The sequence below is a fragment of the Rothia amarae genome, from assembly GCF_042677725.1.
GTDB classification, from domain to species: Bacteria; Actinomycetota; Actinomycetes; order Actinomycetales; family Micrococcaceae; genus Rothia; species Rothia amarae.
In genome coordinates this window covers 70300-85110 of sequence record NZ_JBHUCN010000003.1, presented here as the reverse complement: position 1 = coordinate 85110, position 14811 = coordinate 70300, and the positions used below count along the sequence as shown (strand labels likewise).

Here is a 14811-nt window from a genome sequence, read left to right as displayed (position 1 = left end):
CAACTCGTCTAGCTTACCAGGTGTCCAGCGACCATGCAACACGAACAACCGTGAAACACACCACATAACAAAGCGATGAAGTTTATCTTTTCTTCATCTCTTCAACACCCTATGTAATTTCGACGTTCGCTTCGGTTCGAAGTTTTTCGCTTCGTGCCCTTGCGACTCCCATAACTATACGCACCCCCAGATAGCCTTGCAACTCGAAAAGTAGTGTGCTAGCTAACTTACAACTGTGTGATTATCGATTTCACCGCTAATTATCAAGGTTTTTAGGGCCAAAAAGATTTTCAAAAAGATTTCAAATTATCTTCAAATGTGCGTTTTCCACTCTTGCAACTCCCTAAATTCACCCAGAATGACGTCATAAATGCGTCACAAACCACATTTAATGGAGATTTCCCCTGAAGTTTAACCAGCTCGGCAACAATCGATAACTACCTTAGAATCATGACCCTCTACTATCGCTGGCTTACCTCCGAGATTAAAGCTTCCTTACCCGCATGGGTTGCTATGCGGGGTATAAGTTCTGACCAGATAAGAGATTTAGATACGCGAGCTCTCGCCGTCTTCCACGACGAAAAACTAGTAGCAATAGCTGAATAGTATACGTCTAAAGCTCACGCTAGTGAGTACTGGCTGTATATCGAAGTCGCTCCAAAACGCCGTCGTCAAGGGCTAGGTTTCGAAGTATTTAGACTCGTTAGTCAATTGCGACATCGAGATATTCCTTTTACCTACAGGAACTACCTTCATACCGGCTCTCTTGCTTTCGCTCACAAACTAGGGGCATACACCCGACAAGTTGTTCCTCCAGATAGGGCTAGGCTTATCCATCGAGAAGAACTCACCCTCACGTTTCCAGCAGAGGCTTTGCGCTGCGAACAACAAGACATCTTTCAACGTGCCTACGTGGATATGTATGAATGGACCCATGAGCTATGGGCTCCTGTATCAGGCGAGCACCAACTCACTCTGCAACGTGAGGCATTAGAAGATATAGATAAAGAAGCTACCAGTATTGTCTACAGCTCCAGCGGTTCCATTGAAGGTTTCGTCGCCACCTACATAGTTGACGGTAAACCATTGCTCATGGGCGAAACAGCCTCCTGCAACACTCCCCATGGAGAACAAATCATTCAAAGCTGCCTTCGCAGAACACTTGACATTCTCGCACACCGTGGGATTGAGGAAGTCCAAATGGATGGGCATATCTCTGATCCTCATTGGCTACCCAATTGGATTAGATTAGCTCCCTACGGAGAATGGTTCACATTGGTCACTATTCCGCCATCCACTGAAATTTCTTCGATTAACGAATTACCTTAGCGATACATAAAGGCGGGGAGTATCTATTGATACTCCCCGCCTTTACATCTACTCAGTCTAGTTACTTACCCTGAGCACGACGCCGAGAAACCTCATACAATGAAATACTGACCGCAGTTGCCGCATTCAACGACTCCATGGCAGAGCTAATCGGAATCGAAACAATCTGATCGCAGTTCTCAGTCACCAATCGAGACAAGCCCTTACCCTCAGAACCAACCACAATCATCAGCGGCTCCGATGCAAGTTCAAGGTTAGGAAGCTCGATGTCCCCACCGCCGTCCAAACCAACAACGAACACACCAGAATCTTTAGCCTGCTGAACCACACGAGTGAGGTTAGTTGCCATCGCTACCGGAATACGAGCAGCCGCGCCTGCAGAAGTCTTCCACGCCGAAGCAGTAACAGCAGCGGAACGACGCTCTGGAATGACGACGCCGTCGCCATTGAACGCTGACACGCTACGAATAATCGCACCCAGGTTACGAGGATCGGTAATGCCATCCAAAGCCACAAAAAGCGGAGGAGTCGAAAGCTGACCTTCATGGAATTTCTCCATAGTAGTCAGAATCAAATCAGTAGCATCGGGATACTTATACGGAGGAATCTGCAGAGCCACGCCCTGGTGCACAGACCCCTCAGTCAGCCTATCCAACTCACCACGAGAAATCTCCAACAAGGGCAAATCTTCTTGATTCGCAATCTTAATGATTTCTTTAACTCGCTCATCAGCCTCAATATGGCTCATGACGAAAAGATGCTTAGCAGGAATTTCAGTCTTCAAAGCCTCCAGCACAGCATTACGGCCGGTCACCAATTCCTCGCTGGTACGCTTACCGCCCAAACGTTGCTGAGGGCGCGAATGCTGACCCGCCTGGCGGCGCTCAGCAGCACGCTTCATCTTATAAGCCTTGTGATAAGGACGATCCTCAGCCTTGGGAGTCGGGCCCTTGCCCTCAAGCGAACGACGGTTCTTACCGCCGGTGCCCTTAGTGGGACCCTTCTTTGCGTTTGTTGCGCCGGGACGGCGACCTGCTTTAGCCATGAAAACCTCTTTTGTTGCTCAGCCCTCAGGTGTGGCAGAACTATATAGAAAATTAAAGTTTGTGAATCTTCAATAGCGTAGTCGAATAAAACACCAACTACACCAAAATGTGCGCTAGCTGATAGACCAGGACGAGCCTTCTACGCCGTCCTTAATAGTAATTCCAGCCTCTGCGAGCGCGTCGCGTATCTGATCTGCCGCTGCCCAATCCTTCCGGGCACGAGCGTCGGTTCGTTGCGCCAGCATCGTTTGAATCAGCGAGTCCAAAGCCGCATGTTCAGCATCGGATGAGGCGCTGCTTCCTGCAAAACTCATCAGTTGAGTCAACCCCAGTACCTTTGCCATAGCGAAGACTTGGGAGGCGATACCAGTTGCATCAGCGCCCTGAGCTCGTTCAGCGTTACCTTCACGTACCTTCTCGTGAAGCACCGCGAGCGCGCGGGGAATATTGAGATCATCGTCCATCGCTGCCGCGAACTCTCCAGGAACCTCGGCGTGCTGGTTAATACCTTCAAGATTCTGCGCAATAAAGGCTTCGATACGCTCCACCGCAACCTTAGCTTCTTCTAAAGAAGTAGGGCGGTAGTCCAGCACCGACCGGTAATGTGCCTGCCCCAGGTAATAACGAACTACCAAAGGACGCGCGGTCTGCAACATATCTGCAGGCGATACAGTGTTGCCTATGGATTTTGACATCTTTTCGCCCTCGAAAGTTACTAGCCCATTATGAAGCCAGAAATTCGCGAAGTTATCGCCGGCAGCCGTAGACTGAGCCAATTCATTTTCGTGATGGGGGAAGCGCAAATCTAATCCGCCACCGTGAATATCAAAACGAGCGCCCAAGTATTTACCTGCCATTGCCGAGCATTCCAGATGCCAGCCCGGCCGTCCCCGACCCCACGGCGAATCCCATGCGGCGGTTTCCGGTTCGCCTACTTTATAGCCCTTCCATAGCGCGAAATCACGAGGGTCTCGCTTACCGCGAGGATCCGCATCTTCGGCGTCTTTCAGCTCATCTAACTTCTGATGGGTCAGAGCACCATACTGAGGCCACGATTTAACGTCGAAATAGACATCTCCGGAATCATCTAAAGCGGGGTAAGCATGACCCTCATCAATCAACCGCTGAATAAGGGCATGCATCTCGGGGATATGCCCCGTTGCGCGTGGTTCATATGTAGGAGGTGTGATACCCAGCGATTCATACGCCTGAGCGAAAACCTTTTCAAAACGATAGGCAAGCGCCCACCACTCTTCGCCGGGAAACTCTCCCTCAAACCCTTCTTCGAAAGAGCGGTTTGAGTTAGCCAAAATTTTGTCGTCAATATCCGTGACATTACGAACGGTCGTTACTTTCAGCCCGCGGTAGGTCAACCAACGCGAGAGCTGGTCAAAGACCAGAGCCGAACGAACATGTCCGATATGAGGAGCCCCCTGCACAGTGGCGCCACAATAGTAGAGGCTAGCCTCCCCGGGGCGAACCGGCTCAAAATCTCGAATGGTTGCTGTCGCTGTATCGTAAAAACGCATAGTCACAGGCACCAGTTTAGCGGTAACAGCAAGAGCGGGCGTAGTACACCGTAAAAATCCAGGTTTCACAGGACAAGGAAACCGATACGCTTACCTATATAGTTTTCGCTTTCATCATGGGTGCGACGGCAAAAACGCTCCTAGTGGTGATGAATTTTAGGTGCCTATCATGACTTCCACACACAATACTGCGCTGCGCATCGGCAGAACACGCCGCATCGTTCTTCGCGACGGCAGAATCGCCGAATGGCATGAATTTGGGGAGAATGAAAATCCCCAGACAGTAGCTCTTTATTGCCACGGGACACCGGGATCAGGCCGGGAAGCGCAAATTTTTGATCGGGTTGCTCGCGAGAAAAAGATTCTACTTATTGCTCCTGACCGACCGGGGTGTGGGGGAAGCACCTTGATGCCCCATCGCACCGTGCAAGATTGGGCCGCTGATGCCGCAGAAATCCTGAATGCCCTTCAAATTACCCAGTGCCTAGTATTGGGATATTCAGGAGGGACACCGTACGCGCTAGCCTGTGCAACGGCATTTCCACAGAAAGTTTCTGCCCTGGGGCTTATCGCCCCCTACACCCCTGAAGAAGGTGTGTTTGCGCGCGTCGAAGAACGATCCATCCCTGTAATGATGAGACTTCAATACCTTCTCCACAACAACCTGTTACTTCCGCTTAGCCGCCGTCTCTTACATATACGCGCTAAACGAGCAAGAGCAATCGAAAGTTTCATTCATTCGCATTCCCATGCATTTGAGCATAGTTTTCGCGGCGCCATCCAAGATTACACAGCTATCTACGGTGAGTGGGGCATACCCCCTGAGCAGGCAAGAAAGCATTTCTCTACCGTGGTATGGGTGGGCGAACGAGATCAAGTCATCAGCAAAGAAGGGGCTTACTCCCAAGGGCAAGAGCTAAACGCCACCGTTCGTTCTTTCCCCGGATGCGGTCATGCTTCACTTTTCACGCAGCATGCCGAAGAAATACTGACAGAAATCAAACACGTTGCGTACCCCGGCATCCTTAAGAATTCTTTGGATAGACCAGCGCCGTAGCCAATGCTGCTACGCCCTCAGATCTACCGGTTAACCCCAGTTTGTCAGTAGTAGTTGCGGTCACGGTAACGGGAGCACCTGCAGCTTCTGTGAGCGCCTGATTCGCTTCATCACGACGCGGCGCGAACTTAGGCCGATTGCCAATCAGCTGTATAGCCACGTTTCCAATCTCGAAACCAGCCTCTCGCACAATCGCCGCCGCTTCACTCAGAATGAGCACCCCTGAGGCACCCTTCATATCCGGACGATCGACTCCAAAGTTAGAACCAAGATCGCCGGTACCGGAGGCTGAAAAGAGCGCGTCCGCTGCAGCGTGCGCCACGACGTCGCCGTCCGAATGACCGCTTAGTCCTAACTCTCCCGGCCAATGCAAACCGGCGACCCACAGCTCAGTACCTTCTTCGCCAAAAGCATGAACATCAATACCAATGCCGGTACGGGGAATAATCATGAGTTCTCCTTTTCATACAGGGCGCGGGCAAGTGCCAAGTCTAAACGAGTAGTAATTTTGAAAGAGTCCTCGGAACCGGCAACGCACAATACGGGGATGCCCATAGTCTCTGCGAGCATCGCATCATCTGTAATACTCTCTGCCAAACCCTGTTGCGATGCCTTCGCATACGCAGCTAAAAGGGTAGAAAGATCAAACCCCTGGGGAGTCTGTACAGCGCGTAACTGAGAACGAGCGGGGGTTCCTGAAACGTACTCATCCGAATCGACCGACTTCACAGTATCTACGACGGGGACCACGGGAATCACTGCTTTTTCGCCAGATTCGAGGGCCTGCGCTACAGCGTGAAAAGCTTCAACCGGCGTAAAGCAACGAGCGCAGTCATGAACCAAAACAGCATCGGGATCAGAATCGCTCATCCCCCCTTGCGCAGGAGCCCGATTAATCGCGTTAAGCGCAGCCACCACTGATTCAGCACGGGTAGCGCCGCCTGTGACAGCCAAAGCACCAAATTCCTCAGCAATAGCCGTCAACGCAGTATCGCCAGCGGGAACCGTCACGATAAGACGTGATGCCAATCCCGTAGCCTTCACACCTTCCAGTGCCCACCGCAATAGTTCCTTACCTGCAACGGGTACCTGTGCCTTGGACAAACCGTAACCCAATCGGCTTCCAGAGCCTGCAGCAACAACAACGACGGCGAAGACCCGTTGCCCGGAAGCAACAGAATCATTCGCCGTCGTCAAAAAAGTATTGGTCTCCATCACAGCAGAAGCTTACCTGAAATATGATGAAGCAGAAGAAACTCTATAGCCTAAACTGCCTCAAGAATCTTATCGAGCTCGCCCTCGGCAGTCGCCTCATCGATGTCCTTCGCCAAAGCAACCTCGGAGGAAAGAATCTGACGAGCCTTAGCCAGCATGCGCTTTTCACCTGCAGATAGACCACGGTCATTTTCACGACGCCACAGGTCACGAACTACTTCAGCGACCTTCAAAACATCACCAGAAGCCAATTTTTCAACGTTCGCCTTGTAACGACGTGACCAGTTAGCGGCTTCTTCAGTATCGGTTGCCTGCAAAACGTCGATGACTTCCTGCAGACCGCGTTCGTCAACGACATCACGCATACCCACCATGTCAACATTTTCAGCAGGTACCTCAATCACCAAATCGCCCTGCGCGACTTTGAGTTTTAGGTACATTTTTTCTTCGCCACGAATTTTGCGCATCTTGACCTCTTCGATCGTTGCAGCACCGTGGTGAGGATATACGACTGTTTCGCCAACCTCAAAAAGCATATGGATAAACCCCTTTCAGCCTACCTATTCTATCACGAGGCACAGTAGGGGCATCCTTACGTAACAGTTAAGCCTTTCTTGCACCCTTTTGCAACTCGAAAGCCACGCGATACAGACGTTCTGTCTATAAGCCGTTAGAATGTACACGAAAGACTCTGTATTTAATCTCTATCTGGAGAACACACACATTCACTGGGATAGAAGAGTTCATGACCATCAAGGAGTTCATGCCGTGAAGTTTGCAACTTCCACCCTCAAGCGCGCTGGCGCGGGCGCTGCCCTAGCAGTCGCTTTGCTTTCAGCAACCGGCTGTGGCTATATCCATCACCAGCCCACCACCATTCACTACGCCGCTTCCGATGGCGTCAACGCAGATGTAGCAGACATTGACCTTCGCAACATCATGGTTATCGCCGAAAATGAAAAGTCAGACGGTCGTATGCTGGGCTCCATCATCAACAACGGCAAGAACGACGTCACCGTTGATTTCAACTTCGAGTCCGGTGCGAAATCAGTAACCGTCAAGCCTGGCGAAACCGTCCGTTTGGAAGACGATGCCCACAAGCTCATCGTCTCCCCCTCTGGCGCTAACCCCGGTTTGATCTTAGAAAACACCAAGGTAACTGCCGGATCCGATAACACCACGATGAACATCCCTGTTCTGGACGGCACCCTCGAAGAATACGCACCTTACCTGCCTAACGCGGCGTCTGCTGAATCCTCTGCAGCATCGACCTCCGCTCCTAACGGCAACGAGTCCGCTCCCGTGGAGACTACTCCTGCTCAGTAACACATAGGCTTCATCCAGATGGAGGCCAAAGCGAGGGCCCTTACCTGGTAGGTAAGGGCCCTCGCTTTATTCGATGTTCACGATTCTTTAGGGCTCGAACTTATAACCCAGACCGCGAACAGTCACCACATAACGAGGCACCGAAGGATCAGGTTCAATCTTGGACCGCAAACGCTTGATATGAACGTCCAAAGTTTTCGTATCCCCCACGTAATCTGAGCCCCACACCCGGTCAATAAGCTGTGAACGAGTCAGTACTCGACCGGCGTTGCGCAGGAGCATTTCTAGCAGCTCAAATTCTTTGAGCGGCATCGCCACATTCTCACCAGAAACAGTGACCACATGGCGCTCAATGTCCATACGCACCGGGCCCGATTCCACCGCATTCGTAGAAACTTCTTCGCCTTCATGCTGACGCCGTAACACCGCGCGCACGCGTGCAATTAATTCGCGCGAAGAATAAGGCTTAGTCACATAATCATCGGCGCCAAGCTCAAGACCCAAGACCTTATCAATCTCAGAATCCTTAGCGGTCAGCATGATAATTGGAACTGCCGAAATCGCACGCAACTGCTTGCACACTTCCATGCCAGACTGCCCAGGAAGCATCACATCCAGCAACACCAAATCAGCACCGTTATGTTCAAACTCAGTGACGGCGTCGACACCGTTATCTACAACCTGAACTTCAAAACCTTCGCGGCCTAGCAAAAACGCAAGCGGCTCGCTCAATGCTTCTTCGTCTTCAACAACCAAAATTCTGGTCACTAGTTTGCGTCCTTCTTCTTCAGCGCCGAAACGGAACCTCCGCCAGGCGTCGTGAGCTTCTTAGGGCTCACCGTCTGAGTACCCTCAATATCAGGTCCCAGCAAATCTTGTTCGCTCTGCTCATCCACAGCGGGCAGAGTCATGGTGAAAGTAGAACCTTCACCGGGGATAGACCACAGCGTAATTTCTCCACCGTGTTGACCCATCACATGCTTCACAATGGACAAACCTAAGCCCGTGCCACCGGTCTGACGCGAACGCGCCGGATCAACCCGGTAGAAACGCTCAAAAATACGATCCTGCTCATCCTCGGGGATGCCAGGGCCCTGGTCCTTAACAGATATCTTAATCTGTCCGTTTTTCTCGGTGATACCGATTCCGACTTTTGTTTTCTCTGGCGAATAACGGATAGCGTTCTCCACCAGGTTACGCAACGCCGTACCCAAAAGCTCGGGATCTCCGTGGATAGGACGGCGCGCCCGTCCACCCACCAACAGCTGGATGTCTTTACCCTCCGCCATAATCCGGTTATAATCCACCGCGCTGGCCACTAGGTTATTCACATCGACTAGCTTGGACTGCCGCACGACGTCGGTAGATTGCAAACGAGAAAGCTCAATGACGTCCTGCACCAGCGCAGCTAAACGCTTAGATTCTTTCTGCAAACGGGTAGAGAAATACTTGACGGACTCTTCATCGTCTGCAGAAGACTCAATTGCCTCCGCCATCAAACCGATTGCGCCCACAGGAGTCTTTAACTCGTGAGATACGTTCGCCACGAAGTCATTACGAACCTCCTGCACACGCGCAATTTCAGTACGGTCATCGGCAAGAACCAGAATGTATTCGTCCCCCACCGGCGCGATTCGCAAATCAATCACCAGCTGGGTCTTATTGACCGTACCTCGCGTAATTTTTATTTCCCGCTCCACAATGATGCCACGGCTTCGCACCCGGTGAATCATTTCCACCAGCTCTTGCGAAACAATCGTGTGGCCCTTCACCAGACCCAGCGCATACGCGCCCGGAGAAGCCTGAACCACACCGTCAACCGCATCAACAATCACATAGGCACGACCAATAACGGCCAGCACCTCCGCTGCACCGTCACTAATACTTGGCTCTTCAACATCGGCCCACTGAGCACGATCACGATCACTCTTGTTGACCGCCCACATACTCAACACACCGACGAACAGGCCCACCAAAACCGAAATCAAAATAATGAGGAATGAATCCACGCCTTCTACCTTATCGACAAAAACTTCCCCCCAGACCCCACGAGAGTGCAAGTTCCCGTCGGATTCAACTAACGTTTACTTAGAGCACCCGATTTATTTACTCATTTTTGGGAAGCTATAAAGACGTGTGGGCACCCGCGCCGTATTGCGGGACCCCGCCCGCCCACGACCAACTACTCAACCCGAGAGGACAGCGCACGTGCGTAAAGTCTTTCAAGCAGAACTTCACCAGGTTGGCGAAGAACTCATCCAAATTGCAACCCTGGTCAAACAAGCACTCGTACGCGCATCGGAATCCTTCCTCAACGCAGACATTGACAAAGCTGAAGAAGTAATCTCAAACGATGCCCGCATCGACTTTCTACAGACCCAGCTCGACGAACGCGCCATCGACATCCTGGCTCTGCAGGGCCCCGTAGCCTCCGATTTGCGCCACATCGTAGCGGCATTGCGCATGAGCTCGTCACTAGAGCGCATGGGTGACCTTGCACGCCACATCGCCCAGATTGCTCGTATGCGCTTCCCCGAGAAAGCTCTGACCGCATCCATCTCCCCCATCTTCGAACAGATGGTAGAGCTCGATTTGAAGATTATCGACGCCGTCATCAAGCTCCTTGATTCCAAGGATCTCACCTACTCCGAAGAAATCTCAGCTCACAAGGCTCGCATCAACGAGCTACACCGCGAAGTCTTCAAAACCCTGAACGCTGAAGACTGGAACTACTCGGCACAGGTCACCGTGGACGTGACCCTCGCCAGCCGCTACCTAGAGCGCTTTGGCGATCACGGGGTTTCTGTAGCTCGCAAGGAAACCTACCTAGTCACCGGCGACTGGAGCTAAAACCACTACTGCTGGCACATTCCAGCAGTATTACTCAATTACGGCATAGCAAAGGGCCCGTTCCACTTCGGTGGAACGGACCCTTTGGCATAACCTAGAACTTCAAAGAATTACTTCTTACCCTGGTTAGCAACTGCTGCAATCGCAATCTTTGCTGCCTCAGGATCCAAGTATTCGCCACCTGCGGTTACAGGCTTGAAGTTTTCGTCCAGCTCGTAGTAAAGCGGGATACCGGTGGGAATGTTCAGACCCGAGATTTCGTCGTCCGAAATACCATCGAGATTCTTTACCAGCGCACGCAAAGAGTTACCGTGAGCAGCAATCAAAACGGTCTTGCCAGCTTCCAAATCAGGCTTCACGTCTGATTCCCAGTAGGGAAGCATACGCTCTAGAACGTCTTTGAGGCACTCGGTACGAGGAGCGTTCTTAACATCGGCATAACGAGGATCGTGAGCCTGGGAGAAATCGTCGTCATCATCAATTGCCGGTGGGGGTACATCGTAAGAACGACGCCACTGCATGAACTGCTCTTCACCGTACTGCTCGCGAATCTGGCTCTTATCTTTGCCCTGGAGCGCACCGTAGTGACGCTCGTTCAAACGCCAGGAGCGCTTGACAGGAATCCAGAGGCGATCTGCGGAATCAAGCGCAAGGTTTGCGGTGTTGATAGCGCGGCGCTGAAGAGAGGTATGAACGACGTCGGGAAGAATCTCGCGATCCTTCAACATCTGACCACCGCGAGAGGCTTCTTCCATACCTTTAGCGGTCAGGGGAACATCTACCCAACCGGTGAAAAGGTTCTTTTCATTCCATTCTGACTGTCCGTGACGGAGCAATACCAATTTGTATGTCATAACCTCATTCTTTCACTTTTGCCACATAATCAAAAGCATTCCCACATAAATAGATATGGGAGTTACCGTCGACGACGCACCGCAACCGCCGGGCGCACGTCCGCAAGGAACACCCCAGCAGCAGTGGCGGCTATCAGCTGGATGAGCCAGCTAGAGCCAGCCCCCAAGAAAGTTGTGTAAAGACTAAATACCGAGAAAACTGCGCAAGCTGCAGTGACCGCCACCCAGAAAGTTTTGGTGCGCTTGCCAGCACTCTCATAAGCGTAATTCGTTGCCTGAAGCGCCACAATTAGTGCCCACACGGACATTACTGCAATGACCAGAGCAAAAACGGTGCCGATGAGAGTATCGACCATGGAAACTAAAATAATTGGACTCACAAGACAAGCCTATCGAATCTGGGTGGATCAGACGATGCTGGCAAGAGCTTGGTTAAGATCGTTATAGAGATCATCAACATTTTCGATGCCAACAGAAAGACGGAGTAACGATTCGGGAATTGAATCTGGTTCAGACAGATGGCGACGACGGCGTTCTATCAGCGATTCGACTCCGCCCAAGGAGGTTGCGGGAGTCCAGATTTTCAATTTTTCTACTACGGCGTCTGTTTCCTGCGCATTCGCTTCGAGGACTACACATAGAATTGCTCCAAACCCATTCATCTGTGAGGTAGCTACCGCATGGAAGGGATCGTTGGGGAGTCCGGGATAACGGACCTCTCTCACCCGAGGATGCTTCGTCAGTCGCTCTGCGAGCACCTGGGCATTCGCCATTGAGCGTTCTACCCGAAGAGCCAAGGTGCGGACACCTCTTAGGGCTAAAAATGCTTCGAAGGGTCCAGCGATTGACCCGTTGAGGGTACGGTGCTCCAGCATCATCGCGCGCAGTTCGGGATGGTTCGTGATAGCCAACCCCAGCACTACATCGGAGTGTCCTGCAATAAATTTTGTGGCTGAGTGTACCACAATATCCGCGCCTAAAGTCAGCGGTTTCTGGACTAAGGGAGTGGAAAAGGTATTATCTACGGCGGTTACAATCCCCAGTTTCTTTGCTTCTGGCAGAAGCACCTTTAAATCAGCAACCTCCAGCATGGGATTGGTGGGGCTCTCTAACCACATGAGAACTTTCGGCGCACGGTAATCCACATTTTCGGCTGTCACACCACGCGCCGAAGCCGCAGCTTTCATGGTCTCTATCGTTTGCTCAGTATTTTCAAGATCATAACGAATTACTTCACAGATACCTCGTCGCTGAAGCTTAAGCGCCAAAGAAATTGATGCCATATAGGTATGACGAGGAAGTAGAATGACAGATCCCACAGGAACCAAATCTTCAACCGCCGCTACAGCCGCCATGCCCGAAGCAAACATCAAACCGGGAAGCTCCGCGTCTTCTAATGAAGCGATAACTTCTTCTAAATCTTCCCACGAAGGATTATGAAAGCGCGCATAAACCTTGTCGTTCAGGGTATCCACGGTCTTTCCGCCACGAAAGGTAGAAGTCATATAGATGGGAGTATTCACAGGAGCATCATGTTGATGTGCCGGCCTGCCTTGGGAAACTACTAGAGTCTCTGGGTGAAGCTTCTGTTCAGTCATAGTCTCCAGCCTATGCGGATTATGTAGTCAGAGAAAGTAGCACTTCATTTTTCGTCTTCCTTGCTACCCTTAGAGAGTGACTGACTCACTCAAATACATCCCAGATCCCACATCGAATACTCCTATTGTGAGCAGTTCTGACTGCGTCGATGAAGGTCTCTTTATCGTGTTTGAAGGCGGTGACGGTGCCGGCAAATCCACCCAAGTTGCCCGTTTGGAACAGGCACTTACCCAGGAGGGGTACGACGTCATTTCCACTCGCGAACCGGGAGGCACCGATATCGGGGAGAAACTACGCGGACTCGTGCTAGAACACGGGCAAGGCATCATTGATGCGCGCACCGAAGCGCTCATCTATGCTGCCTCCAGATCAGCTCATGCCGAACAAAAGATTCGCCCCGCACTCGCAGCTGGGAAAATTGTTCTTTGCGACCGCTATATAGATTCCTCGGCGGCATACCAAGGAGCAGGGCGCAACTTGGGAACAGAAAACATCACCCAGCTGAGCCTTTGGGCAACACAAAACCTTCTGCCAGACCTGACCGTTTTTATTGATGTCCCTCTAGACGCAGGGCGCCAACGCACCGATAGTCGCGGTGCGGCTGACCGTTTGGAATCCGAACCCGATGAATTTCACACGCTGGTTCATCAGACCTTTGGAGAACTAGCCAGCTCGGGCGGAGAAAACTACGCCATTGTGGATGGCACAGGAAGCATCGACGAGGTCCACGGGCAGATTCTGCGGGCAGTTCAACGCGTGTTGAAAGAGCGTGTGGCATGAGCGTATGGAATAACCTCGTAGGTCAGCCCGACGTCGTGCAGCAGCTCCAACAAGCTGCCGCCGCCGAGCGCACTACCCACGCGTGGCTTTTGAGCGGTCCTCCCGGTTCAGGTCGCTCCACCGCCGCTCTTGCTTTTGCCGCAGCGCTCCTGTGTGAAGAGCCCAATCCCGAGCATCGTGGATGCGGGCAGTGCAAATCATGCCAAACTGTACTCAGTGGTTCCCATGCTGACCTCACCCATTTCTCCACCGAGAATCTCAGTATCAAGATTGAAGAAGCACGCGAACTGGTAGTCAAAGCTCAGGACCGCCCAGCGGTAGGCAGATGGCGCGTAATGATTGTCGAAGACGCAGACCGCATGCCAGAACGAACGTCCAACGTGTTGCTCAAAGCTATTGAAGAGCCGCCGCCGCATACTATCTGGCTACTCTGCGCCCCCTCACCGGTTGACGTTCTGGTAACCATCCGCTCCCGTTGCCGCCCGGTCAAGCTGCGCGTACCCCATCTTTCTGATGTAGTGCAGTTGCTTGTCTCCGAAGGAATTCCCGAGGATTTAGCGTTCCATTGTGCTTCTTTAGCTCAGGGACATATCGGCATTGCCCGTCGCCTGGCAACTATCCCAGAGGCACGAGCGCGCCGTGAAGCTGTGGTACGTATGCCTATTTCTCTGCGCTCTCTACCGTCAGCCATGAAAGCGGCTGAAGACCTCGTACAGATAGCCGAAGAAGAAGCCAACGCCGATGCCGAAGCTCGCAACGAGGTTGAAAAGAATCAGTTGATGACCGCACTGGGAATCCAAGAAGGCGAAAAAATCAACCCCTCGATGCGTTCTCAGCTACGCCAGCTAGAAGAAGATCAGAAGCGACGTGCCCGTCGTATCAAAACGGATACGCTAGACCGTTTTCTGATTGATATTCAGACCGTATTCCGAGATATTCTCACGCTTCAGCTTGGCACAGGATCCCCACTGATTAACACCCATCTGGCCCAAGACCTTCAGCAGTATGCAGCACAGACCACGGGGGTAAAAACGCTAGAGCGGTTAGATGCGGTGACGCTGACCCGGCGTCGAATTTCAACGAACGCCAGCGCAAAGCTAGTCTTTGAAGCCATGATGGCGGGATTCGTACACGAGCGCTAACCCTGTGACATGTTCAATTGCGGCTTTTTGGGGGTACATTGCGCCCCTGGCGACAAAATAGAAAGTATGCTTGCTGAGATACTG

The 14811-nt window shown here is 51.9% G+C and carries 17 protein-coding genes; 7 read left to right on the top strand and 10 right to left on the bottom strand.

The features are described 5' to 3' along the window. Window positions 1-450 precede the first annotated feature (450 nt). On the top strand, window positions 451-606 hold the full coding sequence (locus tag ACFR81_RS01350; RefSeq protein WP_158004382.1) for a hypothetical protein: 156 nt from the start codon (window positions 451-453) through the stop codon (window positions 604-606). 267 nt (window positions 607-873) lie between these two features. Further along, window positions 874-1329 carry a hypothetical protein gene (locus ACFR81_RS01345; protein ID WP_068168632.1) on the top strand — a complete coding sequence of 152 codons (456 nt, stop codon included), beginning with the start codon at window positions 874-876 and terminating at the stop codon, window positions 1327-1329. Window positions 1330-1390: 61 nt separating this feature from the next. Here ACFR81_RS01345 and rlmB read toward each other — a convergent pair whose 3' ends face one another. Both rlmB and cysS read right to left on the bottom strand, forming a co-directional pair. Continuing rightward, a complete protein-coding gene (gene rlmB / locus ACFR81_RS01340; protein ID WP_068168629.1) occupies window positions 1391-2374 on the bottom strand; it encodes a 23S rRNA (guanosine(2251)-2'-O)-methyltransferase RlmB in 984 nt (327 codons plus the stop codon). Between the two features lie 114 nt (window positions 2375-2488). After that, window positions 2489-3910, bottom strand: coding sequence for a cysteine--tRNA ligase (gene cysS, locus ACFR81_RS01335; RefSeq protein WP_145175460.1), 1422 nt, complete (start codon window positions 3908-3910; stop codon window positions 2489-2491). A 163-nt stretch (window positions 3911-4073) separates the two neighbouring features. Here cysS and ACFR81_RS01330 point away from each other — a divergent pair, with 163 nt between their 5' ends. Next, complete coding sequence (locus ACFR81_RS01330; protein ID WP_343876324.1) at window positions 4074-4961, top strand: alpha/beta fold hydrolase; 888 nt, start codon at window positions 4074-4076, stop codon at window positions 4959-4961. On the opposite strand, the gene ispF is transcribed toward ACFR81_RS01330, so the two are convergent. The 3 genes from ispF to ACFR81_RS01315 are packed head-to-tail and all read right to left on the bottom strand — an operon-like array spanning window position 4930 to window position 6712. Further along, a complete protein-coding gene (gene ispF, locus ACFR81_RS01325) occupies window positions 4930-5412 on the bottom strand; it encodes a 2-C-methyl-D-erythritol 2,4-cyclodiphosphate synthase (RefSeq protein WP_068168622.1) in 483 nt (160 codons plus the stop codon). The genes ACFR81_RS01330 and ispF overlap by 32 nt on opposite strands. Next, window positions 5409-6176, bottom strand: coding sequence for a 2-C-methyl-D-erythritol 4-phosphate cytidylyltransferase (gene ispD, locus ACFR81_RS01320; RefSeq protein ID WP_343876330.1), 768 nt, complete (start codon window positions 6174-6176; stop codon window positions 5409-5411). The genes ispF and ispD overlap by 4 nt, the downstream gene beginning before the upstream one ends. Window positions 6177-6226: 50 nt before the next feature. Continuing rightward, a complete protein-coding gene (locus tag ACFR81_RS01315; protein WP_068168621.1) occupies window positions 6227-6712 on the bottom strand; it encodes a CarD family transcriptional regulator in 486 nt (161 codons plus the stop codon). A 232-nt stretch (window positions 6713-6944) separates the two neighbouring features. Here ACFR81_RS01315 and ACFR81_RS01310 point away from each other — a divergent pair, with 232 nt between their 5' ends. After that, complete coding sequence (locus ACFR81_RS01310; protein ID WP_343876323.1) at window positions 6945-7502, top strand: hypothetical protein; 558 nt, start codon at window positions 6945-6947, stop codon at window positions 7500-7502. A gap of 87 nt (window positions 7503-7589) precedes the next feature. On the opposite strand, the gene ACFR81_RS01305 is transcribed toward ACFR81_RS01310, so the two are convergent. After that, the gene (locus ACFR81_RS01305; RefSeq protein WP_151146015.1) at window positions 7590-8270 is read right to left on the bottom strand and encodes a response regulator transcription factor; all 681 of its coding nucleotides are present in this window, start codon (window positions 8268-8270) and stop codon (window positions 7590-7592) included. Beyond that, window positions 8270-9511 carry a sensor histidine kinase gene (locus tag ACFR81_RS01300; protein WP_343876322.1) on the bottom strand — a complete coding sequence of 414 codons (1242 nt, stop codon included), beginning with the start codon at window positions 9509-9511 and terminating at the stop codon, window positions 8270-8272. Before ACFR81_RS01300 ends, ACFR81_RS01305 begins: the two co-directional genes overlap by 1 nt. Window positions 9512-9710: 199 nt before the next feature. On the opposite strand from ACFR81_RS01300, the gene phoU reads away from it, so the two are divergent. Further along, window positions 9711-10352, top strand: a complete 642-nt coding sequence (gene phoU, locus ACFR81_RS01295; RefSeq protein WP_343876321.1) for a phosphate signaling complex protein PhoU — start codon at window positions 9711-9713, stop codon at window positions 10350-10352. 110 nt (window positions 10353-10462) lie between these two features. On the opposite strand, the gene ACFR81_RS01290 is transcribed toward phoU, so the two are convergent. From ACFR81_RS01290 to ACFR81_RS01280, 3 genes are all read right to left on the bottom strand, one after another. Further along, complete coding sequence (locus tag ACFR81_RS01290; RefSeq protein WP_068168616.1) at window positions 10463-11206, bottom strand: phosphoglyceromutase; 744 nt, start codon at window positions 11204-11206, stop codon at window positions 10463-10465. Window positions 11207-11268: 62 nt separating this feature from the next. Continuing rightward, entirely contained in the window at window positions 11269-11586 is a 318-nt protein-coding gene (locus tag ACFR81_RS01285; protein WP_343876320.1) for a DUF2516 family protein, read from the bottom strand. A gap of 27 nt (window positions 11587-11613) precedes the next feature. After that, window positions 11614-12804: a trans-sulfuration enzyme family protein gene (locus tag ACFR81_RS01280; RefSeq protein WP_145175442.1), complete on the bottom strand. Its 1191-nt coding sequence runs from the start codon at window positions 12802-12804 to the stop codon at window positions 11614-11616. 76 nt (window positions 12805-12880) lie between these two features. Between ACFR81_RS01280 and tmk the strand changes: the two genes are divergently transcribed. Next, complete coding sequence (gene tmk / locus ACFR81_RS01275; protein WP_377148596.1) at window positions 12881-13585, top strand: dTMP kinase; 705 nt, start codon at window positions 12881-12883, stop codon at window positions 13583-13585. Beyond that, window positions 13582-14727, top strand: coding sequence for a DNA polymerase III subunit delta' (locus ACFR81_RS01270; RefSeq protein ID WP_190617125.1), 1146 nt, complete (start codon window positions 13582-13584; stop codon window positions 14725-14727). Before tmk ends, ACFR81_RS01270 begins: the two co-directional genes overlap by 4 nt. Window positions 14728-14811 lie beyond the last annotated feature (84 nt).